19 protein-coding genes and 1 pseudogene are annotated in these 21,940 nt (G+C 62.7%); 18 read left to right on the forward strand and 2 right to left on the reverse strand.

The features are described from left to right. The first annotated feature begins 305 nt into the window (after positions 1 to 305). Entirely contained in the window at positions 306 to 1,256 is a 951-nt protein-coding gene (locus AC3WQN_RS24400; protein ID WP_103401162.1) for a SphA family protein, read from the forward strand. 18 nt (positions 1,257 to 1,274) lie between these two features. Here the strand turns inward: AC3WQN_RS24400 and AC3WQN_RS24405 are convergent, their stop codons facing one another. Then, positions 1,275 to 2,189: a LysR family transcriptional regulator gene (locus AC3WQN_RS24405; RefSeq protein ID WP_492589216.1), complete on the reverse strand. Its 915-nt coding sequence runs from the start codon at positions 2,187 to 2,189 to the stop codon at positions 1,275 to 1,277. Between the two features lie 71 nt (positions 2,190 to 2,260). Here AC3WQN_RS24405 and AC3WQN_RS24410 point away from each other — a divergent pair, with 71 nt between their 5' ends. From AC3WQN_RS24410 to AC3WQN_RS24485, 16 genes are all read left to right on the forward strand, one after another. Next, a complete protein-coding gene (locus AC3WQN_RS24410) occupies positions 2,261 to 3,298 on the forward strand; it encodes an AraC family transcriptional regulator ligand-binding domain-containing protein (RefSeq protein WP_103401164.1) in 1,038 nt (345 codons plus the stop codon). A gap of 362 nt (positions 3,299 to 3,660) precedes the next feature. Next, positions 3,661 to 5,013, forward strand: a complete 1,353-nt coding sequence (locus AC3WQN_RS24415; RefSeq protein ID WP_103401165.1) for a UDP-glucose dehydrogenase family protein — start codon at positions 3,661 to 3,663, stop codon at positions 5,011 to 5,013. After that, entirely contained in the window at positions 5,010 to 6,092 is a 1,083-nt protein-coding gene (locus AC3WQN_RS24420) for an NAD-dependent epimerase (protein WP_103401166.1), read from the forward strand. The genes AC3WQN_RS24415 and AC3WQN_RS24420 overlap by 4 nt, the downstream gene beginning before the upstream one ends. Next, a complete protein-coding gene (locus AC3WQN_RS24425; RefSeq protein ID WP_103401167.1) occupies positions 6,089 to 6,835 on the forward strand; it encodes a sugar transferase in 747 nt (248 codons plus the stop codon). The genes AC3WQN_RS24420 and AC3WQN_RS24425 overlap by 4 nt, the downstream gene beginning before the upstream one ends. A 1-nt stretch (position 6,836) precedes the next feature. Further along, positions 6,837 to 7,481 carry a CpsD/CapB family tyrosine-protein kinase gene (locus tag AC3WQN_RS24430; protein ID WP_103401168.1) on the forward strand — a complete coding sequence of 215 codons (645 nt, stop codon included), beginning with the start codon at positions 6,837 to 6,839 and terminating at the stop codon, positions 7,479 to 7,481. A gap of 24 nt (positions 7,482 to 7,505) precedes the next feature. Further along, entirely contained in the window at positions 7,506 to 8,531 is a 1,026-nt protein-coding gene (locus AC3WQN_RS24435; RefSeq protein ID WP_103401169.1) for a polysaccharide biosynthesis/export family protein, read from the forward strand. A 17-nt stretch (positions 8,532 to 8,548) separates the two neighbouring features. After that, positions 8,549 to 10,141, forward strand: coding sequence for a GumC family protein (locus AC3WQN_RS24440; protein ID WP_103401170.1), 1,593 nt, complete (start codon positions 8,549 to 8,551; stop codon positions 10,139 to 10,141). Beyond that, entirely contained in the window at positions 10,138 to 11,226 is a 1,089-nt protein-coding gene (locus AC3WQN_RS24445; RefSeq protein WP_178081921.1) for a glycosyltransferase family 4 protein, read from the forward strand. Before AC3WQN_RS24440 ends, AC3WQN_RS24445 begins: the two co-directional genes overlap by 4 nt. Next, positions 11,223 to 12,593, forward strand: a complete 1,371-nt coding sequence (locus AC3WQN_RS24450; RefSeq protein ID WP_103401171.1) for an O-antigen ligase family protein — start codon at positions 11,223 to 11,225, stop codon at positions 12,591 to 12,593. Before AC3WQN_RS24445 ends, AC3WQN_RS24450 begins: the two co-directional genes overlap by 4 nt. Beyond that, positions 12,590 to 13,558, forward strand: a complete 969-nt coding sequence (locus AC3WQN_RS24455) for a glycosyltransferase family 2 protein (RefSeq protein ID WP_103401172.1) — start codon at positions 12,590 to 12,592, stop codon at positions 13,556 to 13,558. Before AC3WQN_RS24450 ends, AC3WQN_RS24455 begins: the two co-directional genes overlap by 4 nt. Further along, positions 13,551 to 14,687 (forward strand): glycosyltransferase family 2 protein, encoded by a 1,137-nt coding sequence (locus tag AC3WQN_RS24460; RefSeq protein ID WP_103401173.1) that lies wholly within the window; start codon positions 13,551 to 13,553, stop codon positions 14,685 to 14,687. Before AC3WQN_RS24455 ends, AC3WQN_RS24460 begins: the two co-directional genes overlap by 8 nt. A gap of 9 nt (positions 14,688 to 14,696) precedes the next feature. Next, on the forward strand, positions 14,697 to 15,707 hold the full coding sequence (locus AC3WQN_RS24465) for a polysaccharide deacetylase family protein (RefSeq protein WP_103401174.1): 1,011 nt from the start codon (positions 14,697 to 14,699) through the stop codon (positions 15,705 to 15,707). Then, positions 15,704 to 17,008: an oligosaccharide flippase family protein gene (locus AC3WQN_RS24470; protein ID WP_103401175.1), complete on the forward strand. Its 1,305-nt coding sequence runs from the start codon at positions 15,704 to 15,706 to the stop codon at positions 17,006 to 17,008. Before AC3WQN_RS24465 ends, AC3WQN_RS24470 begins: the two co-directional genes overlap by 4 nt. After that, positions 17,005 to 18,930 carry a hypothetical protein gene (locus tag AC3WQN_RS24475; protein WP_103401176.1) on the forward strand — a complete coding sequence of 642 codons (1,926 nt, stop codon included), beginning with the start codon at positions 17,005 to 17,007 and terminating at the stop codon, positions 18,928 to 18,930. The genes AC3WQN_RS24470 and AC3WQN_RS24475 overlap by 4 nt, the downstream gene beginning before the upstream one ends. 65 nt (positions 18,931 to 18,995) lie before the next feature. Continuing rightward, a complete protein-coding gene (locus tag AC3WQN_RS24480; protein ID WP_103401177.1) occupies positions 18,996 to 20,192 on the forward strand; it encodes a GNAT family N-acetyltransferase in 1,197 nt (398 codons plus the stop codon). Further along, the gene (locus tag AC3WQN_RS24485; RefSeq protein WP_103401178.1) at positions 20,164 to 20,955 is read left to right on the forward strand and encodes a carbohydrate deacetylase; all 792 of its coding nucleotides are present in this window, start codon (positions 20,164 to 20,166) and stop codon (positions 20,953 to 20,955) included. The genes AC3WQN_RS24480 and AC3WQN_RS24485 overlap by 29 nt, the downstream gene beginning before the upstream one ends. A 59-nt stretch (positions 20,956 to 21,014) precedes the next feature. On the opposite strand, the gene AC3WQN_RS24490 is transcribed toward AC3WQN_RS24485, so the two are convergent. Then, entirely contained in the window at positions 21,015 to 21,173 is a 159-nt protein-coding gene (locus AC3WQN_RS24490; RefSeq protein WP_178081922.1) for a hypothetical protein, read from the reverse strand. Between the two features lie 301 nt (positions 21,174 to 21,474). On the opposite strand from AC3WQN_RS24490, the pseudogene AC3WQN_RS24495 reads away from it, so the two are divergent. Then, positions 21,475 to 21,657 (forward strand): annotated as a pseudogene (locus AC3WQN_RS24495) (N-acetyltransferase); the annotation flags it as partial. Positions 21,658 to 21,940 lie beyond the last annotated feature (283 nt).

Consider the following 21,940-nt stretch of genomic DNA (forward strand, 5'->3'; position numbering starts at 1 on the left):
CAACGCAGCCCTGCACCAAGCGGGCCCCGTCCCTTCGGGTTGCGTGCCAACGTGGGCGAGGCTGCGTTGCGGGATTTTCCAAGGGAACAACCATTGGCGGCATCCCGCGCCTTGCCTCGCCCACGTTGGCCCAGCAACGCGGCTCGCCACCAAACGTCAACAGACCCTAGGACACAGGCTGGCCGCAGAAGTCCGCTCTGTGTCCGCCAATACCCTGCCCTGCCGGGGGCTGACAGCTTATTTCTAGGGTCCGGCCCGCGTGATGGCCGGCGGCGCGTCCGCTAACAATAATAACGAGCAGAAAAATGAATCCGACCCGTGCGTTCCCTCCCCTGCGACTGGCTGCAAGCGTTGCCCTGCTGTCGAGTGTGTGCGTATCGGTACACGCCACAGAATCGGGGGTCGACAACATCGGCCCTGGCACCGATGGCTTCTTCATGTTGCCGCTGGACGTCAACAACCTTCCAGACCACATGGTCGCGTTCAACCTCTACTACAACTTCTACAAGGCCACCGAGCTGAACATCAGCTCGCTGGGCGGCAAGGTGCCGGATGTCGAAATCAAGTCCGAGGCGGTCGTTCCACGCCTGGACTACCTCAGCCCGCTGCGCATTGCCGGCGGTCGCCTGGGCTTCTACGCGGCGCGACCCTGGATCAAGCAGCAGGTGTCGGCCTTTGGCCTGGAAGATGACCGCGAAAGCATGGGCGACACCACCGTGGCGCCGATCATTCTGTGGGACATGGGGAAAAACCTGACACTGGGTGCCGCGTTGGAGATCACCATTCCCACCGGCGAGTACGACGCCACTCGCCTGGCCAACACCAGCAACAATTTCTACACCTACAAGCCGCTGATTTCCTTCACGTGGCTACCGACGGAAAAAACCGAGCTGTCAGTCAAGACCACCTACAGCTTCAACCAGGAAAACCACGACACAGACTACCGTTCCGGGCAGATTTTCCACTTCGACTACTCCGCCAGCTACAAGGTGACCGACAACCTGAACCTCGGTTTGAACGGTTACTACCTCAAGCAAACCACCGACGACAAACAGTACGGCCACACCGTGCAGTTCAATGGCCAGGACGTGGACGACGGCGTACGTGGCGAGGTGTTCGCCATCGGTCCTGCGATGTTCTTCACCTTCCTCAAGTACGCCAGCGCCGAGTTGCGCTGGGCCAAGGAATTCGACGTGGAAAACCGCCCCGAAGGCCAGATGCTCTGGGCCAAAGTCACGATCCCGTACGCCTTCTGAGCACCCGCCAGGGCAGCGTCAGGCGCGCCGCGCCACGGCCAGGGGAGGCCGTGGTTCGCCCAACGCCTGAAGCAGGCAATGCATCGCCTCTTCACGGCTGCGCTCGAAGCGATAGCGCGACTCGATGTACAGCGCCAGTTGCAACTGCACCGGCTCGTCCAGCGGCAGCGGCGCCTGCTGCATGCCCAGCGCACAGGCGACCCGGCTCGGCAGGCTCAGGCCAAACGGCTGGCGGTCGGCGATCATCTTCGCGGCCAGGGTACTTTGGGTGCTCACGGCAATCGTACGGCGCAGGCTCTTCAACCCCAGGTGCAGGTCCACCGGACTCAACCCGTCGCGGCGGCTTGAAACCTGGATCTGCGGTTGCGCCAGATAGGCTTGCAGGGTGCGCGGCGGCTCCTTGAGTGCATCGCCATACGCAAACACATAGTGATCGGCCGGCAAGACCTGCTTGTGCAAGCCGGCCAACCCCGCCAGCGGTTGATCGAGGTCGATCAGGATGTCCAGCTTTCCCGAAGCCAGTTCCTGCAAGGCATCGCGCCGTCGAGGCTGAAAGTAACGCACTTGCCAATCGGCATGGGGCGCCAGGAGCAAGGCATCGAGCAGCACCGGTTGCAGGCAGTCCAGGCAACTGATGCGCAGCAACGGCGTGCTCTGGCGGGCAGCGGGAATCATTTTCAAACCGTCACGCAGGCTCTCCAGGGCATTGCGCACATAGTCGGCCAGACGGTGCGCCACCAGGGTCGGGGTGACGCCCAGGCGACTCTTGATGAACAACGGATCGCCACACAAGTCACGTAGCCGACGCAGCGCGTTGCTCATCGCCGGTTGCGACAGGCACATGACTTCGGCGGCGCGGGTGACACTGCGTTGCTGGTAGATGGCATCGAAGGCGAGCAGCAGGTTGAGGTCGAGCTGGCGTAAATCAAGCATGGTCTTGCTCCGGCAAATCGCTTAACGTCGGGCAGCCTAACCAGTGAACCGGAACATGCTGTGAGCCCTAAATGACAAAAAGCGATCAGCCGACACCCAACGCGTTCTACGCCCCCAGCCTGCTGCCGGCCATTGAAGAACTGCTGGCCCGCGGGATTGCGCGCGAACAGATCGAGGCGTTGTTTCACCGCAGCCTGTTTGAATTGCGCACCCCGTTCATGCGCGTTCCGCTGTTTCTCTCTCGACGTTTCTGGGCCTTTGCCCAGGCCAGTACCGATGATCCGCTGGTGGGTCTGGCGGCGGGCCGGCGCTTCGTGTCCACCTCGACCAATGGCTTGACCTACCTGTTTGATGTCGCCGCGTCGCTGGAAAGTGCCTGTGCCTATTTCGTCAGGTTCTTCCCGTTCTTCAACGGGCATTTCCAGGCGCGGGTCGTGCGCGGCGAAGGCTCGGTGCAGTTGCACCTGCGCGACTGCGGCAGCCTGCGCGCCACTGCACCGCTGACCGACTACATCCTGGTCAGCGTGTGCAGCATGTTGCGGCGCAAGCTGCTCGCCAGCGGCCTGGGGGCAGACCCGATTCTCGCTGTCGACCTGCCCCACCCTGCCCCGGCCACTACACAACCCCATGAACAGGCCTTTCGCGTCCCCGTGCGTTGGTGCCAGGCCAACCCGGTGATTCACCTTGAGCCAGGGTTGTTCGTGCAGCCGCTGACACCGGGCAACCATCAGTTGGAGAACACCCTGGTCGAGTTGCTGGAACATACCCGGCGCAACAGCGAGTCGACATTGCTGGAGTTGGTCAGCGACCACTTGATCGGCGATCTGCCTGGCGCCCACTGGCAGGACTTCTGTACGTCCCAGCACCTGCTCGAACGCACCGCCGCCCGCCGCCTGAAGGCCCTGGGCTGGAGTTTTTCCGAGTTGCTCGACGAATACCGGCGTTACCGCGCCGAAGACCTGCTGCTGCAACCCGCCGTTGAACTGGTGCAGATTTCCGACCAGCTCGGTTACAGCGATGTGCAGAGTTTCAATCGCGCCTGCCTGCGCTGGTTCGACTGTGCTCCGGGGCATTACCGTTCACGGAACACCCCTCGTAACATTATGTGATGACAGTCATTCAATACTGGTCATGTTTCGACCACGTTACAGCGCATGAAAAACGTAATGCATGTCATTTGACCGACAAAACGTCAAAAAAAAGTTGATTCATTTCTGACACACATCCTTCTCCCCACCCCTTGTAATACAAGGCATGCGACCGTTTATCGCATTGTTGATTCGCCTTCTGAATGCTCAATAACTGACCAAAGCCAGTGCTTTGAGGCACTTGATAGCAGATCGCCCGAATACTGACCGTTTTTCAACATGAAGAACGTGTCAGTTTGCCGGCACGGATTCCCCGCACTCGTCTATACCCCTTCTAACAGTCTCATTTGAGTTACATCCACCGTTTCACGAGGCACGCCAGTATGGACGTGAGCGTATTTGGTACGGGTTACGTCGGCCTGATTCAAGCGGCTGCACTGGCGGATGTCGGTCATCGGGTGTTATGCGTCGACATAGACCCGGGCAAGATCCGTCAATTGCAACAAGCTGTCCCACCCATCAGCGAACCCGGCCTGGGCTCGGCGCTGGAGGAGAACATCAAGGCCGGACGCTTGCTGTTCAGCACCCAGGCCAGCGATGCCGTCGAGCATGGCGAACTGATCTTTATCGCGGTGGGCACCCCTGCCGATGAAGACGGATCCGCTGACGTCAGCCATGTACTGAGCGTCGCCCGGCAGATCGCCAGCGCTATGGACGCCAACCGCACCCTGATCATCAAGTCCACGGTTCCGGTCGGCACTGCCGACAAGGTCATGGCCTGTGCCGAGGAAGAACTGGCGCGGCGTGGCAAGTCGTACTTGAGCGTGCGGGTGGTCTCGAACCCGGAGTTTCTCAAGGAAGGCAGCGCCCTGGTCGATTGCATGCGCCCGGACCGGATCATCATCGGCACCGCTGACGAAGACGCCCGCGCCCAGTTGACCGAGCTCTATGCGCCGTTCTGCCGCAACCGTGAAAAACTGATGTTCATGGACTGCCGTAGTGCCGAGCTGACGAAATACGCGGCCAATGCCATGCTCGCCACGCGTATCAGTTTCATGAACGAGCTGGCCAACCTCACCGAGCAGTTGGGCGCCGACATCGAGGCCGTGCGCCGGGGCATCGGTTCGGACCCACGTATCGGCTATCACTTCATCTACCCCGGCTGCGGTTTTGGCGGCTCGTGCCTGCCCAAGGACCTGCGCGCCCTGCTCCACACCGCCGAGCACCATGGCATGCCGCTGCGCCTGTTGCGCAGCGTTACCGAGGTCAACGACGACCAGCGCCACATCCTCCTGCGCAAGCTCAAGCCGTACTTTCCGGCAGGGCTGGCCGGAAAGAAAATCGCCCTCTGGGGCCTGGCCTTCAAACCCAACACCGACGACATGCGCGAAGCCCCCAGCCGCTACCTGATGGAATCGCTGTGGCAGGAAGGCGCCACGGTGTGTGCGTTTGACCCGGAGTCGATGTCCGAATGCCGGCGCCTCTATGGCTACCGCGATGACCTGCACTTGTGTGCCACCCGCGACGACACCCTGGAAGACGCCGACGCCCTGGTGATTTGCACCGAATGGAAGAACTTTCGCGTGGTCGACTTCGACGTGCTCGCCAGCAAGCTGCGCGCAAAAGTCGTGATCGACGGGCGCAATCTCTACAACCCGCAGCAGGCCGCGGATGCGGGCCTGCACTATCGCGGCATCGGCCTGCGGCATGTCATGCCCGAAGGCCCGGCCGTATGAAAATCCTGGTCACCGGCGCCGCCGGTTTCATTGGCGCTCATTGTGTGTTGCGGCTGTTGCGCGACGGGCATGAGGTCATCGGCCTGGACAACTTCAACGACTACTATGACCCGGCACTCAAGCACGCCCGGGTGCACTGGGTACATCAACAGGTCGGCCCATTCCCCCTGCTGCGGGCTGACCTGGTGGACAGCGATGCCCTGGTCGCGCTGTTCACCCGCGAGCAACCCGAGGTCGTGATTCACCTGGCCGCCCAGGCCGGGGTGCGCTACTCGCTGGACAATCCAAAAGCCTTCCTGGACAGCAACCTCAACGGTTTCCTGAACATTCTCGAGAACTGCCGGCACCATCCGGTGAAGCACCTGATCTACGCCTCCTCCAGTTCGGTCTACGGGGCCAACCAGCACACGCCCTACTCCACCCATGACAGCGTCAACCACCCGCTGTCCCTGTACGCGGCCACAAAAAAAGCCAACGAGCTGATGGCCCACAGTTACAGCCACCTGTTTGGCATTCCCTGCACCGGATTGCGCTTCTTCACCGTGTATGGCCCCTGGGGGCGTCCGGACATGTCGCCCATCCGCTTTGCACAGGCGATCGTCCAGGGGCGCCCGCTGAAGTTATTCAACCATGGCCGGCACCAGCGAGACTTCACCTACATCGATGACATTGTCGAGACCATTGCGCGCCTGCTTGACCGCGCCCCCCGGGTAGCCGCCGACTGGGACCGTGAACACCCGGACCCTTCGAGCAGCATGGGGCCCTGGAAAATCTACAACGTCGGCGGCGAGCGCCCGGTCGAGCTCAAGGATTATCTGGCGCTGCTGGAAAAACACCTGGGACGCCAGGCTAACGTTGACCTGCTGCCCCTGCAGCCCGGCGATGTCCTGAACACGTTTGCCGATGTCCGTGAGCTGGAACACGACATCGATTTTCACCCACAGATCGCACTCGATGAAGGACTCAGGCGTTTCGTGGCCTGGTTCCGTGAGTATTACGTGCTGCCCGTCATCCCAACGTCGCTCGCTGGCAACGCTTCGCGCCCGGATGAGCCCTCGCCAATACGGAGCCGTTTATGACGGGTCATGAACAAGAGGTGCCGGTACAAACGATGCGCCGTGACAAGCGCCTCGATCCCGAGCAGCGCATACGCCTGGATTCAGCGATCCACATGCAAGGTCGGGGCTGGATAACCGGCCGTGACGGCGGGCGTCCCTGGACCCTGTCTCGAACCAACCGGGTCGTCGCCGCACTGGGTGCGCTGGTCCTGCTGGTGTTGCTGTCGCCACTGTTGCTGGCCCTGGCCCTGGCCATCCGGTTGAGCAGCCCCGGGCCGGTGCTGTTTGTACAGAAACGCACCGGCTACCGCGGGCGCCTGTTCGGCATGTACAAGTTCCGCACCATGGTCGCCAACGCCGAGGACCTCAAGGAGTCGCTGCGCCACCTGAACAAGCACGGTGCCGATGCCATCGACTTCAAGATCGACAAGGACCCGAGGATCACCGCAATCGGCGGGTTTCTCAGACGCAGCAGCCTAGACGAGTTGCCCAACCTGATCAATGTGCTCAGCGGCGACATGCGCCTGGTCGGCCCCAGGCCTACCTCGTTCAACACCTATCGCTACAAGGACAGCCACCTCGCACGCCTGAGCATTTACCCCGGCATGACCGGCCTGTGGCAGATCTCCGGACGCAGCAACATCGATTTCGATCAACGGGTCGAGCTCGACCTGAGCTACATCGCCAACCAGAGTCTGCTGCTGGATCTGAAGATCCTGCTCAAGACACCCTTCAAGGTTTTCAGTGGCCACGGAGCAAGTTGAGATGGACGGTTCAACCAAAAGCTTGACCATCGCCAATCCGAGCGAGTCCAACCTGACCTCGACCGTACTCGACCAGGACCTGCGAGTCCTGTTCCTGACGGCCGCCAACAGCGGCGACGGCGTCAGCACCAGTGCCCTGGTGCTGGCCCGACAACTGGCGGAAATGAGCAGCGGCCAGGTGCTGCTGGTCGATGCCAGCCAGTCCGCCAACAACCTGAGCCAGCAGTTGGGGCTGCACAAGGAGCGAGGTTTTCGCGACCTGGTGTTCAACCACGACAGCGCGCCACCGTTGCACGATTGCATCACGCAGTTGACGGGCCTGCCGTTCCTGATTCTGCCCAACGGCCATCATCGACGCGGTGACGAGCACCTGACACCCGAGCAGCTACGTCCCCTGCTCAAGCAACTGGCCGAGCAGTACCGGTTTGTGGTGATCGACGGCGACCCGGTGTATTCGGCCACCGACACCCTGGTCATCGGCACCCTGGTGGACGGCGTGGTGCTGGTGGTGCGTGCCGAGGACACCCGCTGGGAAGTCGCACAAGCGGCCGGCCAGCGCCTGACCCAGGCCGGGGCAAAGCTGGTCGGCAGCATCTTCAACGGCCGCAAGTACTACATGCCCAAATGGCTCTACAACAATCTGTAAAAACAGCAGCCAAAGGATGACCTCATGAACGCAAAATGGCTTGCCCTGCTGTTGCTGCCTCTAGCAGGTTGCTCCAGCCACACCGATACCCGGAGCATGCCGGTGCAGATCCTCACCGCCGCACCGGCCAACGCCCAGGCCACCGATATGCCCAAGGTCGAACAGACCCTGCGCCCGGGCGACAAACTGGACGTGATCTTCCACGTCAGCACCTCAGGCTCATCGGCCTACCGTATTCAATCCGGTGACCAGATCGGCCTGAGTTTCACCGCCGCCAGCCAGCTCAACGGCAGCCAACTGGTGTTGCCGGACGGCACCATTGCGCTGCCGGGCGCCAACACCTCGGTGAAAATCGAGGGGCTGACCAGCGAGCAGGCACGCGATGAAATCCAGCGCGCCTATCAACGAAAAATGCTGTTCCAGCCCAACCGCAACCAGTTGACCGTGCAGGTGATCAGCCCGCTGAGCAACGAGAACAACCTCAAAAGCACGCTGAACCACCCGACCACCGGTATGAGCCGGGAAATCATCGTGGGCAACGACGGTTACGCGAGCTTTCCGGAAGTCGGCGCCGTGCCCCTGCAAGGGATGAGCGTCAGCCAGCTGGAAACCTTCCTCAACACGCGCTACGCGCAGTTGCCGGGACGGATGACCGTCGACGTGATGCTCAAGTCCACCCAGGGCAACGAAGTGTTCGTGCTCGGCGAAGTCGGCCAGCCGGGTGCCTACCCGGTCCGGCGGCCGATCTCGGTGCTCGAGGCCCTGACCCTGGCCCGTGGCGCCAACGCCAAGGCCCGCCTGGATTCGGTGGTGATCATGCGGCGTAACGGCAATCAGGTCGAAGCGCGCCACTATGACGTCGACGCGGCCCTGTCCGGCGACGCCGCGCAGATCGCCTACCTGCAACCGGACGACATGCTCTTTGTGCCCAAGACCAAGCTGGCCAGCGCCGGTGAACTGGCGCGGCAGCTGGCGGATGTCGTGCTCTTCCAGGGCGTGGGCATGAGCTTCAGCTATCGCTTGGACGACAAAGACGACAACAGCAATTAACTCACAGGTGACCTGCCATGAATCCAAAGGAAAACTACCTGCATGAGTTCTTCAGGATCTTTTTCGCCAACAAACAGTTGGTCAAACGAGTCTTCCTGATCTTTGCAGTGATCGCCCTGCTGTTGCCGCTGGTGCTCAAACAGAGCTTCGATATCACCGCGCAAGTGATCGTGCAGTCCAAGAAACTGTCTCAGGGGGATGCCACCACCTCCCTGACCCAGGAGAATGCGACCTTCGTCCCGCCGACCCTGTCGGACATGGAAACCGAGGCCAACATCCTGCGTTCACCGGCGCTGATTCGCCAGACCATCAGCCAGTTGCGCGACAAGGGTGAGTACAACCCGGCTCCGGGCCTGTTCGCCAGAGTGGTAACCGACCCGTTGCGCAACCTGCTCATCAACCCGCTGCGCGAGTACGTGATCAACCCGGCGCGCCAGCTGTTCGGGCTGGAAGTCGACCCGGTGCGCGATACGACCCTGGACGGACTGACGGAAGAAGCCATCGACAAGCTGAAGGTTGAAACCCTGCCTGGCTCCAATGTGATCTCGATCATCTACAGTTTTGGCGATCCCAAGCAGGGCACCGACTTCGTCGCGCAACTGCTGCAGAACTACCTGCAAAACCGTCAGGAGCTGCAATCGATCGACTTGCCACAAACGTTCTACGAAACCAAGAAACTGCAATACCAGACCCGCCTCGACGGCCTGGAAGGTACGCGCCTGGGGCTGCTGGAGCGCGTCGGTTCGTCCGACCCCAAGGAGGAAATCACCTTCCGCCTGAATGCCATCAACACGGAAGAACAGGCACTGAACCTGTACCGCGACCGCCTGCTGGAAAACCAACGCTGGCTCGACTACCTGAAAGCCAACCTGGGTAACGCCAGCAACGCCAGGTTCAGCGATTACACCTTCCCCTACACCTTCACCACCACCGTGGACAAGGTGGCGTTCGAGGACCGGGAAATCAAGCAGCTCGGCGAACAGCTGACGAACCTGGTCACGCGCTACAACAACGACCTGGCAGTGTTCCAGCCTGGCAGTGAGCCGATGCTGCTGACCCGCGAGCAAATTACCCGCGGCCGCCAGCAGTTCCTGAAAGTGGTCGGCAACCGGATTCAGGAACGCACCAACGATCTGGCCGTCATCGGCTTGGTGATCGATCAGAAAATCGCGCGCATCGCCGAGTACAAGGAGCGTATCCACCAGTTGCAGGAAACCCAGAGCAAGCTGCGGCAGATGGACACCGAAATCAACGCCCTGCATACCGCGTTCTCCACCTACGCCCAGCGTTTTGCCGAAAGCAGTACCGCGCGCCTGCTCGACAACGACCTGTCGAACGCACGGGTCCTGAGCCCACCGTTCGAACCCACCGAGGCGGCATTTCCCAAACCGTTGCTGATCATTCCGTTCGGCCTGCTCAGCGGGCTGCTGCTGGCGATCGCCCTGGTCTATGTGCGTGAGTTCTTCGATCATCACTTCAAACACCCGGCGCAAATCAGCCGCGAACTGGGCTTGCCGGTGCTGCTGGTGATCAATGACCAGAAAGCGTTGCCGAACAATCCGCACCCGAACTGGACGGTCCCCAGCTTTCTGCACTGGATGCGCAATTGAACGGGCAAGCCGCACCTGCGCTGCCGATCATTCATCTGCTCGGCAGCGCCGGGTTCTACGGTGCCGAGCGGATGTTACTGGACCATTGCCTGGCAACGTCCGGCCAGCACCAGGTGCTGTTTCTCGATGCGCCGCCCGAGCTCATCGCCCGGTTTCGCGCCGCCGGGGTCGATTGCCGTGCCTGCTCGGGGCTGGGCGAATTGATGCGGCACCTGCGTCAACGGCGTGACGAACGTCCGCTGCTCAACACCCACAATTTCAAGGGCCTGGTGTTGGGCTGGGTGGCCGCGACCTTGCTGCGCCTGCCGCTGGTGATTACCCAGCACGGCTTCACCCCGCGCAGCCGCAAACAGAAGTTCTACACCTGGCTCAGCCTGCAACTGTGCCGCACCGCGTCGGTAGACCGGGTGGTTTGCGTGGCCGAGAGCATCGCGGTGCTGTGCCGGCATGCCAGTGTCCGGGCGGACAAGCTCCAGGTGATTCCCAACGGTTTGCCGGCGGCCAATGCCCTGCCCCAACGCAGCGCCGATCAACAGCGCTGGCTGGCCGGTTACGTGGGACGCTTAAGCAGCGAGAAAGGCCCGGACCTGTTTCTCGATGCCTTGATCCCGCTGTGCCAGCAATATCCGCAGTTGCACGCGGTGATGCTCGGTGACGGCCCGGAGCGACCCACCCTGGTGGCACGCATCGACGCTGCCGGCTTGCAGGAACGCATTACGCTGCCGGGCTACCAGACCGAGATGGGCCCCTGGTGGACGCAGCTCGATGCACTGGTGATCAGTTCACGCACCGAAGGCACACCGATGATTCTGCTGGAGGCCATGCAGGCCGCAGTGCCGGTGGTGGCGTTCGGGGTCGGTGGCATTCCCGATGTGCTCGAAGACCGGAACAACGGGTTGCTCGCTGCACCGGCCGACAGCCCGGCACTGGCGCGACAACTGGAAACCCTGCTCAACGAACCGCTGTTGGCTCGCACGCTGACGGAAAACGCCCGCCGCACCCAACTCGACCGCTACGACCTGCGGGCCCTCGCCGAGCGCTGGTCGCAGTTGTATATCCGCACTGCACAGGAGGCTCGCGCGTGATCATCCCTCTGTCGCTGGTCAGTCTTTTGGGGCTGGTCTCCCTGCTGCTGCTGGCCAGTCCCTGGCCGTACCTGGCCCCCGGCGCCGTGCTGGGTATCGTTGGCGTGGCGGTGTTGTATCGCCGACCGGCCTGGGGCTTGCTGGGGATCGTGGCAATGGTTCCGCTTGAAGGTCTGTTCAAGGACAGCACGCCGACCGGGGCAAAACTCCTGGGAGCGTCCCTGGCGCTGGTCCTGTGCCTGCAACTGGCGGTGCACCAGATTCCGTCCGAGCGCTTGCGCAGTAACCTGTGGCGCTTTTTGATCGGGTTCATGGTGCTGTACTTCCTGAGCATGCTACTAACCGATAACCTGGACCTGTCCCTGGTGAGCCTGCATGAAATCAGCGTCGCCCTGGTGCTGTTCGTGATCACCCTGCTGATCGGCCGCGAGATGAACATGATGGTGTTCTGTCGACTGGTGACCCTCAGCGTATCGCTGACATGTGCCCTCGCGATGTACTCCATCAAGTATCAGGACCAGGGTCGCGCCGCCGGCCTGCTGGCCGACCCGAACACCTTTGCCCTGCTGATCGCTTTCGCCGTTCCCCTGGCGCTGTTGCTGCTGCTCAAGAGTCCTGGCCTGTGGCAACGGCTACTCTGGGGCGGTTGCTGCCTGTTGTTGTTGGGCGGCATGACCAAGACCGAGTCCCGTTCCGGGCTGGTGGTGTTGCTCATCACCTTGCTCATAGGCCTGTACCACTACCGCGCCCAGTTACCCCGCATTCGTCCGCGTCACCTGGGGTTTGCCATGCTCGGCGCGGCGATCGTGATTCCACTGACCATTTACGCCATGCCGGCCGGGTACCTGGCGCGGATCCAGTCGCTGAGCATTCTGAGTTCCGGTGCCAGTGCCCACCGTGACGAGTCGCTGGGCCGTCGCGCTTCGTACATTGTGGTCGGCAGCAAGATGATCCAGGAAAACCCGTTGCTGGGCTCGGGCCCGGGCACCTTCCCGCTGCATTACTCGGTCACCGGCTACGCCAAGGCATTCTCGATCAAGGGCGCAGCCAACGACTTGTACCGTCGTGCCCACAACACCTACCTGGAAACGTTCAGTGAGCTGGGTGTTCCGGCCGGGCTGCTGTTTGTCGGTCTGCTCGGCACGGGCCTGCTCAACCTGCAACGTGCCCGCGCAGCCTGGCTCAAGCGCCATGAGTGGGAACAGGCCGACCTGGTCACGCACCTGACCATGAGCCTGGTGTCGCTGATGCTGTTTCTACTGTTCCTCAGCGCCGCGAACCATAAATACCTGTGGATCATGCTGGCGATGTCCTGGGTGTTGCGCCAGAAGGCCGAACAAAGCCCCTTGCCGGAGCGCCAGGCATGAGCTGCGTCAGCATTGTCATTCCCATGTTCAACGAGGCCCGACACATTGCGCGGACCTTGCAGGCGGCCCGGCTGGCGGCGAAATCGGCAGGGCTTGAGTGCGAGCTGATTGTGGTCGACAACGGCTCCCATGATCAGGGACCGCAGATCGCCCGCACCCTGGGTGCTCAAGTGTTGAGCCTGCCCGGCCAGCACATCGGCGCCTTGCGCAATCGCGGCGCAGCGCTGGCCAGCGGCGAATGGCTGGCGTTTATCGATGCCGACATCGAAATGCCGACCAACTGGCTGACCCTACTGACAGGCCTGGAACTGGCCGGGCAGGCCGACGTGCTGGCGCTGGATCTGCACACCCCGCTCCAGGCGCCGTGGTTTGCCCATGCCTGGCAACGCCGCACCCTGCGCCCGACCACCCAGACGATGCACCCGGTGCAATGGCTGCCCTCGGCCAACCTGCTGATGCGCCGCGAACGCTTTGTCGCCATCGGCGGCTTCAACGAAAGCCTGCGTACCGGAGAGGACAAGGACCTGACCCTGCGCCTGAGCGGGACGGGGGCGCGACTGTTGTCGGTCAATGAAAGTGTCGCCCTGCATTGGGGCTATGAAGGCAGTTGGCGTGAGTGGATGGGCAAGGAGTTGTGGCGCCAGGGCAGTCACCTGCAACTGCTGCGCAGCCAAGGTGTGAGCTTGCGCTTGCTGCGCTTTCCCCTGCTCTCGATCGGCGCCTGGGGGCTGGACGGACTGGCCATTGCGGCACTGCTCGACGGTATGCCGCACCTGGCCCTGGCGCTTCTGCTGATCAGCAGCCTGCCAGCGCTTGCACTGAGCTTGCGCCAGAGCCTGAAACACCACAACCCCGGCTTGACCCTACAACTCTGGGGCCTGCACTGGTTGCGTCTGCACCTGACCGGCGCGGCCTTCGTCCTCAGTCTTTGTCATTGGAGCGCCAGGAGACCTGCTCGTGGCTAAACTCATTTTCTGGTTGTGCCTGTTGCTGCCGGTGTACGCCTACCTGGGTTACCCGCTGCTGCTGACAGTCGCAGGGCCGTTTTTTCCTCGACACAGGCCAGCGCCCTTGCCTGCGCAACGGGTCAGTGTGGTGGTTGCCGCGCACAACGAGCAACGCAATATCGAGAACAAACTGCGCAATCTGCTGGCCCACGACTATCACGCCGCCAGCTTGCAGATCATCGTCGCCAGCGACGGCTCCACCGATCAGACCGTGGCCCTGGCGCGCAGCTTCAACGACCCGCGCATCGAGGTGTTCGACCTGCCGCGCCAAGGCAAGAACAGTGTGCTCAACGCCGCTGTCAGCCACTGCACAGGCGATATCCTGGTGTTTACCGATGCCGACGTTCACTGGATCGACGGCACCTTGCAGCGGCTGCTGGCGCCGTTTGCCGACCCTGAGGTCGGTGGTACCGTCGGCAACATGAACATCCCCGTCCCAGGCTCAGGCCTGAGCCTGGGCGAAAGCCTGTATCGCCACTACGAAGCCTGGCTGCGCCGGGTGGAAAGCCGAACCGGCTGCACGGTCTCGGCCGACGGTGCCCTGCAGGCGTTGCGCCGCGAGCTGTACCAACCGATTCCAGCCCTGGTCAACGACGATTTCTTTATCAACACCTGCGCACCGGTCGCGGACAAGCGCGTCATCTATGTCGACGACGCCAAGGTGCTCGATCGAGGCGTGGACGAGGCCGATCGACAGTTCAGCCGCCGCCAGCGCGTCACCGTCGGCGGCTTGATCAGCCTGGCGGCCCGGCGTGAGCTGCTCAACCCGCTGCACCATGGCCTGTACGCCATCGCGTTGATCAGCCACAAGCTGATCCGCCGGCTGGCGCCGGTACTGTTACTGCCCTTGCTAGCGGCCAACCTCTGGTTGCTCGATGAGCATGGCTTCTACCGCCTGACCCTGGCTGCCCAGTTGCTCGGCTACGCCTGCGCCGTGGCCGGCCTGCTGGATGTGCGTCACCGCTTGCCCAAGCCGTTTCGCCTCGCCGCGTTCGTGCTGGTGACCCTGGCCGGCATGAGCATCGGCCTGTGGCAGTTCTTGCGCGGGCACAGCTACAACCAATGGAACCCCGACCAGACTCGATGAGTGCCTGACATGCCGATCAAAACCTGTATCAAGCGTGCCAGCGGCTGGTTGTACATGAACTCCCCCCTGGGTCGTCATCAACTGCGCGGCACCGGGGTGATCCTGATGCTGCACCGGGTACTGGCCGACGACGCGGCGGCGGCACTGCCACACCGCAATGAGTTGTGTGTCGGCCCCCAGGCCTTCGATCACCTGCTCGGTTGGCTCAAGCGGCATTTCGACTGCGTGCCGCTGATGTCGCTGTTGCAGCCCGACGCCAGACTGCACCAGTCAGCCCGGCCACGGGTGGCACTGACCTTTGACGATGGCTGGCGTGACAACGCGCTCAATGCCTTCCCGGTGCTGCAGCAGCATCAGGTACCGGCGAGCATTTTCCTGTCCACGGACTTTATCGGCAGTCGCCAGCGCTTCTGGTGGGAAAGCCTGGGGGAAACCCTGTGGGGCAGTCACGGCGAAGTGCCGCGCCAGAACTTGATCGATCACCTGCAACAGTCGGGTCATACGCTGCCCGAAAGCCTGCTCGGCGAGGCCGACGAACAGCGCCGTAGCCAGGCCCTGGCGCACTACCTGCAAACGCTCAAGCGCTTGTCGCCGGACACCCTCAGCCAGCTTGCCGGGACCTGCCCCGAGGATGCATCGCCCCAGGCGCTGGATTGGCATCAGGTGCGCACTCTGGAGAGTTCCGGACTGATCAGCTTTGGCCCCCACGGGGCCAGCCATGCCATCCTCACCGGGCTGGACGACCAGCGCCTGGAACAGGAACTGCGGCGCAGCCGCGACGCCCTGGACAACGGCTGCCTGCAGCCCCTGCCTGTGTACTGCTACCCCAACGGCGACCACGATCAACGGGTGCGCCAGCAGTTGGCGGCGCACCGTTACCCCTTTGCACTGGGCACCGGTGCCGGCCTTTACCGTGGCACTGGCGACCCCCTGGCCCTGCCGCGATTCGGTGTCAGCCAGCGCAACGCCAGCCGTCCGGAACTGCTGGCCTGGCGTATCAGCCAAGGGGCCCGCGCATGAACCTGAACCAGTACCTCAAGCACTTGGCGCTGAGCATGGGCACCACGGTGTTGATGATCGCCCTTCGCTTGCTGCGCAACGTGCTGCTGGCGCGCATCCTCGGTCCCAGCGAACGGGGTCTGTTCGCGTTGCTCAGTACCCTGCCCGACCTGATCAGCGCCGCCACCAGCGGCGGCCTGAATTCGGCCGTCGGGTTTCAGGCGGCAAAACAACGCCCCATGGGATTGCTGCTCAGCCAGGTGCTGGTGTTCGGCTGCCTGCTGGCAACGATGCTGACCCTGCTGGTGGTGGCGCTGACACGTGAATTCGGCAATGAACTGGACATCACCCGCCAACTGGGCCTGCTGGCCTGGCTGTTGCTGATGGCCGTGCCGCTGTCCGTGCTCAAGAGCGGTTTGCTGACCCTGCACAATGCCTCCGGCGGCGTGGTCGCCTTCAACATCTTGCGGCTGATCGAGTCCCTGACCCCCTTGCTGCTGTTTCTTGCCTTGTTCTGGATGTGGAAGAGCGCGGCGCTGGAGGCGGCACTGATCAGTTGGCTGGCGGGCATCGGCCTGGTGGTCGCCGTGGGCTGGTACTGGCTCAAGCGCGATCACCCGCTGCGCCTGCAATGGGATCGCGCGGGGCAGAATGAACTGCTGCGCTACAGCGCCAGAAGCCATCCCGACCTGCTGTTTCAGCAGGTGATCCTGCGCTCCGATTACCTGCTGATCGGTGCCTTGCTGGGCAGCACCGCGCTGGGTGAATACGCCATGGCCACCGCCGCCGCCGAACTGCTGTTCATCGTACCGGAAGCGGTGACCACGCCGTTGATGAAGCGCCTGCTGCAACAGGAAGAAGGCATCGAGCGCCTCACCCCCCTGGCTTTACGCCTGACCGCCACGGTGATGATCGCCGCCTGCGTGAGCATGGCACTGATTGGCGAATGGCTGATCGTCACCCTGTTCGGAGAGGCCTACCAGCCGGCGTACCCGGCGCTGCTGGCCTTGCTGCCAGGCCTGCTTGGGCTGTGTTACGTGAGCATCCTGCGCCTGGATCTGCTGGGCAAGAACCGGCCCGGCAGCATTTCGCTGGTGATGGGCCTCTGCGCCCTGTTCAACCTGGCGTTGAACCTGCTGCTGATTCCCGCCTATGGCATTGTCGGCGCCGCCGTGGCGTCCTCCGTTGCTTACCTGGCAGTGACCGTCGCCCTGCTGTGGCTGTACTGTCGCCTCAGCGGCGTGCCGGTGTGGCAAACCCTGATCATCCTGCCCAGCGATCTGGTGCCGATGCGTCAACTGCTGATGCGTAAAGCGGCATGAAGCACCTGTTGCTAGTGATCAGCCTCGGCCTGGGCCTGAGCGCGCAAGCCGCGCCCATGCGCTGGGGCGACATTCGTGACGCCAGCCTGTACCTGCAGGCCGGGCAGCCTGACACCCTGACCGTGAGCTGGGTCCCGGCCTGGCAAGCGGATGCCAACGAAGAGCAGCTGTACCTGCTTGACGGTCAGGGCAACCTCGTGGGCGAACGGCACATCAAGGCCAGCGAAACCCGTGGCAGCCAGCGCTGGGACCTGGCGCCGAGTGCCTCCAGCTATCGGCTGGAGATTCCCGGCTACAGCTTTCGCAACTACCGGATCGAACATGATGAACACACCGTCGCGCTGCTGGCCCCGGCCAAGGTTCACTTCAGCGCCACAACCCGGGATGGCGACGAGCTGTATTTCAAGGTCGCACCCGGCGAACGGGCGATCCTGGCCGGCAAATTCCATGGCGGTGTCAGGGCATTGCAAGCAGAGCGACTGGCCGATGGCAAAACGCTGAGCCTGGCGCTCAAGCCCTATCGCTACTACTGGCAATTCGATCAGGTGGCGCTGCCTGTCGCCAGCGTCGAACAGGTCTGGCGACTGCGCCTGCAGGGCTCGGGCAAAGCCGCATTCTGGCTCGACGGCACCGCCAATCTGTTCGCGCAAAACCCGCAGCAGCTCCAGCCCGTGCGCGAAGATGCCGGCCAGACCCGGCTTACCCTGCATGCCCAGATCGTCGGCCGAACCCCGGACCTGGGCCTCGCCCTGCCCTACGCACTGCCGCCACCGGACAGCCACTCGCTGTTCGATGCACTCAAACCGCGCGCGGGCAGCTACTACAGTTTTGTCGACCTGACCGTGAAAAGGCCGCAGTACGAGGACCCCTTCCGGCGCTTTTACCAGGAACGCCTGGGCATTACCCACGACATCACCCTGCTTTCCGCCACGCAACGGGGCTCCATCCTGCGCGTCGATGCGGTCAGCAACGCCGGCCTTGACGCCTGGCTCGCCGGGACCCGCGCCCTGGGGGGCAAAGGCCTGCACTACATCGCCTTTGCCGATGAACCGAACCTTAGCTACGCGGACTTTTCCGACTATCAAGCACTCTTCGACAGCATGGTGCGCCAGGTGCAAAGCAATCCCGCCAACTTCCAGGCCGGTGTGCGCATCGCTATGCCGGCCAGTTCGCGGCTGATCAACGGTCCCCTCGCCGACAACGCCGCCGAACGCCGTGGCATTGACTGGGCGCGGCGCCTGCTACAGGCATCAGGCGAGCGGATCGACGCCCTGGCTTGGCACGAATGGATGATCCGCGACCTGCTGGCCACCCGTGTGTACCGCGACGGTGTGCGACGCGCCGCCGAGCTCGTTGGCCTCGATCAACAAGGTCGGCCCCGCAAGGCGCTGCTGCTGGACCAGACCAATATGTCCAGCGGTTCGAGCCTGAGCCCCTACGACCAGGAAACCCATTTCGCTTCGCTGTGGTGGGCCTCGGTAGCCATCAATTCGGCCCAGGACGGCCTGCTCGACATGCTCAACTGGTTTCAGATCGATGACGAAGGCGACCACCGCAAGGGCATGTTGCGCGTGCTGGAAGGCGATCGCTTCGAACTCAAGCCGGTGGGCTACGCTCAGCAATTCATCGCTCGCTACTGGCTCAAGGACGTGGTGCGCCTGGACAATGACGCGTTCGAGGTTGACGTGCTGGCCATGGCCAGCGATCGACAACGCAGCGTGCTGGGCGTCAACAAGACCACACGCCTGCAGCACGTCACCTTGCAGGGCATCGCCGCCTCATGCCCGTTGCAGCCTGGCGCACTGGTGTATTTTGGCGCCGACAGCCAGAGCCGGCCCGCCTCGTTCAGCTGTGAGGACGGCCAGGTGAGGTTCGAACTGCCCGGCGAAACGCTGTTTGCCTTGAGCTGGAACGCCTCATGAGCCCCTCCATCGAACCGGTTGCCCTCGCGCAACCTCGCCATCTCAGCACAGGGAGTTCAACCGTTATGGCGGTGCGATTGCAATGGTGCATGTCACTGTGTGCCCCTGACTTTCCGGACGCCGCGTACGAAGCGCTACGCCAGCGTGTGCCGGACGCGACACCCTTCAATACCCTGGCCTGGTTACGCGCGGCCGAACACGCCCTGCAAAGCGGGACGACGTTACAGGTACTGCTGGGCTGGCAGGACGGTCAGTTGTGCCTGTGCCTGCCGCTGATCGCCTGCCGTGAACGTTTTGCCGGGTTGCCGTTTCGCGTCGTTCGCCACCTGGGCTATCCACTGGCCGACCGGGTCGCCCTGCTCGCCTGCCTGGACAGCGACAGCCTGCAACAAGGGCTAAGGGCGATCCGCCAGCACTTGCCGCACGCCGTGTTGCAACTCAATGAGTTGCCGCAGGCCCCGGATCAGCCAGGCACACTGTCGCCCTGGATGCCGCTGAGCTCTACCGGCGAATGGCGCCTCAGTTGTCGAGTGCCGGTGCACCTGATCAGCGACAGTGACCGCCAGGAAGTCCCGGGCGATCAGCGCTACAAACTGCGTCGGGCGCGTAAACGCATCACGGCCTGCGGCGCACAGATCAAACGCCTGGCCCCAGACGCACTGACCATCGGACCCTTGCTGCAAGCGATCAGCGAGGTCGAGGCGGCCAGCTGGAAAGGTGACGAAGGCGTCGGAATCTTCTCCGGCGCGCATCACCGACATTGGATGAACGAAGCGTTCACTCGCCTCGCCGCCCTTGGCCTGGTACGGGTCGTGCTGCTGGAACTCGACGGGCGTTGCATCAGCTACCGCCTTGGGCTGCTGGAACAGGGCCGGCTGTATGACTACAACCTGGCGTACCTGCCGCAACATGCGGACCTGGGCAGTGGCCGCGTACTGCTTGAGGAATGGATTCGCTGGGGGCTGGACGAAGGCTGGCAGTGGATCGATGCCTCGCGCGTGAGCCTGAACAACTCCGGGCATCAACTGCATGAACGCATGACCGGGCAACTCGAACACTGGCGCTGGAGTTTCTATTCATGGCGCCCCAGTGGCATCTGCCTGGGCCTTGGCCTGCGGTGCTGGCACTACCTCAAACCGCGACTGCGCGCCTGGCGCGCCTGGCGGGTGGCCGCCCGCGAGCCCGTCGTCGCGAAAAACCCTGTGGCCGGTACACACCCCGAGGAGGGCGAACATGCCTCGTCAAGTCATCGTCAACGCTGACGATTTCGGCCTAAGCCCGAACGAGAACGCGGTCATCCTGCGGGCCTTTCAGGCCGGGGTGATCAGCTCCGCCACCGCCATGGCCAACATGCCCGCGTTCCACGCCGCTTGTCAGCTGGCGCAACAACCGTTGCTCAAGGGCCGCGTCGGCCTGCATTTCAACCTCACCTACGGCCGCCCCTTGAGCGAGGCGATCGCCCGCCAGCCAACCTTCTGCAGCGCCGCTGGCGAGTTCGACCTGAACCTTGCGCGCCACCGCTTGTGGCTCGGGCGCGAACAACGTGAAGCGGTGTTGCAGGAGCTTGAGGCACAGTGGCAACACTGCCTGGACAACAGCTTGCAACCCAGCCACCTAGACTCCCATCAACACGTTCACAATATCTGGCCGATCGGCGAGATCGTCGCGCGGTTTGCCGCCCGCCAAGGAGTACCGGTTCGGCTGGCGCGCAATCTGGGGCACAACCTCAGCCTGCCAAAACGGGTGTTCAAACACCTGCTCAACCAACGCTTGCGCCACCTCGCCAACGCAACGGCCGATTATGTATGCACCCCGGTGGATCTACGCAACGCAGCGCCCCCCACGGACGGACTGCTGGAGATCATCGCCCACCCCACCCAGCTCGACAGCGACTTTGGCGATGCCTACCTGCGTGCGGACGAATCGTTGAGCCGGCTACTGGACCTTCGACTGCCGGGTATCCCGCGCGTGCCCTACAGCGTACTGCTACGCAGCCCATCCACTGCGGCGACCGCCCTGGAATGACCCAGACAGCACACTGCCCCTGGCGGTTGACCAGGGGCAGTGTGCAAAACGCATTGGATTCAGGGTTTCAGTGGCCATTCCTCGTCGAGGTCCGACAGACTTTTTCCATCATCCGGGTGTTTCCAGGTTTGCGGTGGCGGATTCTCTTGCGGGGTGGCCTCATCCGGCTGCTCCTCGTCGCCATCGTCGTCATGTTCATGCTGCTTTTCAGTGGCCATGGACCCTCCTCCTGAGCGGAATGTGTACCTTTGAGAATAGAACAAGGTCCAGGCATCACCGGGGACTGGGCCGACATATGATCAGAGCATCGTCCGGAATCTGTCGCCTTCGACGAATGGTCGTTAGCCAGCGCGCGGATAATTGACGCTTGTTACCTGTCAGATCGCGCGATAAGGGCCACGCCAGTCCTGTGCATGACAGCACACAGGAAATGGGCGGCGCCCCGGTATTTGTTGGTCTTCATGAGCGAAATGACGGTACGGGCCAATGCCAGGGCCTATCTGTGAAATTACCAATGGCGATACCCGCAACTTCCCGGCCCTCAAGGTGTGCATCCGCATGGGTTACCACGAGCAAGGATGGGTGACCCACATCTATGGGCTGTTCGGTCGCTGGCGTCTGTTCCGCGAAACCCGCTACAAAGGTTCGCGCCTGGGACCCTTGCGTAAACCAGGCCGGCCCGTGGCCACCGCAGCCGCCTGAGGTCCGTGCAGTGGCGCTCACTGGCAGGTCGCTTACTGTCGGGAGGAGGGTCATGCGCCGACGAGTCCGGGCACGGAAAAGTGAAATGCCAAAAACAAAAAACCCCGGTCTTTCGACCAGGGTCTTTGCTATCGACGCGAAGTAGGCACTGGCTTTACCAGCGGCATTCTTCGTAGCTCCAAGGCGTTCAGTGGGCCTTGAGGCAGATATGGCGCAGCGGACGGGACTCGAACCCGCGACCCCCGGCGTGACAGGCCGGTATTCTAACCGACTGAACTACCGC

This window comes from Pseudomonas sp. FW300-N1A1, from assembly GCF_058789115.1.

Excerpts from the sequence above, each read along its gene's own strand:
- AC3WQN_RS24400 (WP_103401162.1), top strand. The coding sequence starts at position 306 with ATGAATCCGACCCGTGCGTTCCCTCCCCTGCGACTGGCTGCAAGCGTT.
- AC3WQN_RS24405 (WP_492589216.1), bottom strand. The coding sequence starts at position 2,189 with ATGCTTGATTTACGCCAGCTCGACCTCAACCTGCTGCTCGCCTTCGAT.
- AC3WQN_RS24410 (WP_103401164.1), top strand. The coding sequence starts at position 2,261 with ATGACAAAAAGCGATCAGCCGACACCCAACGCGTTCTACGCCCCCAGC.
- AC3WQN_RS24415 (WP_103401165.1), top strand. The coding sequence starts at position 3,661 with ATGGACGTGAGCGTATTTGGTACGGGTTACGTCGGCCTGATTCAAGCG.
- AC3WQN_RS24420 (WP_103401166.1), top strand. The coding sequence starts at position 5,010 with ATGAAAATCCTGGTCACCGGCGCCGCCGGTTTCATTGGCGCTCATTGT.
- AC3WQN_RS24425 (WP_103401167.1), top strand. The coding sequence starts at position 6,089 with ATGACGGGTCATGAACAAGAGGTGCCGGTACAAACGATGCGCCGTGAC.
- AC3WQN_RS24430 (WP_103401168.1), top strand. The coding sequence starts at position 6,837 with ATGGACGGTTCAACCAAAAGCTTGACCATCGCCAATCCGAGCGAGTCC.
- AC3WQN_RS24435 (WP_103401169.1), top strand. The coding sequence starts at position 7,506 with ATGAACGCAAAATGGCTTGCCCTGCTGTTGCTGCCTCTAGCAGGTTGC.
- AC3WQN_RS24440 (WP_103401170.1), top strand. The coding sequence starts at position 8,549 with ATGAATCCAAAGGAAAACTACCTGCATGAGTTCTTCAGGATCTTTTTC.
- AC3WQN_RS24455 (WP_103401172.1), top strand. The coding sequence starts at position 12,590 with ATGAGCTGCGTCAGCATTGTCATTCCCATGTTCAACGAGGCCCGACAC.
- AC3WQN_RS24465 (WP_103401174.1), top strand. The coding sequence starts at position 14,697 with ATGCCGATCAAAACCTGTATCAAGCGTGCCAGCGGCTGGTTGTACATG.
- AC3WQN_RS24470 (WP_103401175.1), top strand. The coding sequence starts at position 15,704 with ATGAACCTGAACCAGTACCTCAAGCACTTGGCGCTGAGCATGGGCACC.
- AC3WQN_RS24475 (WP_103401176.1), top strand. The coding sequence starts at position 17,005 with ATGAAGCACCTGTTGCTAGTGATCAGCCTCGGCCTGGGCCTGAGCGCG.
- AC3WQN_RS24480 (WP_103401177.1), top strand. The coding sequence starts at position 18,996 with ATGGCGGTGCGATTGCAATGGTGCATGTCACTGTGTGCCCCTGACTTT.
- AC3WQN_RS24485 (WP_103401178.1), top strand. The coding sequence starts at position 20,164 with ATGCCTCGTCAAGTCATCGTCAACGCTGACGATTTCGGCCTAAGCCCG.
- AC3WQN_RS24490 (WP_178081922.1), bottom strand. The coding sequence starts at position 21,173 with ATGGCCACTGAAAAGCAGCATGAACATGACGACGATGGCGACGAGGAG.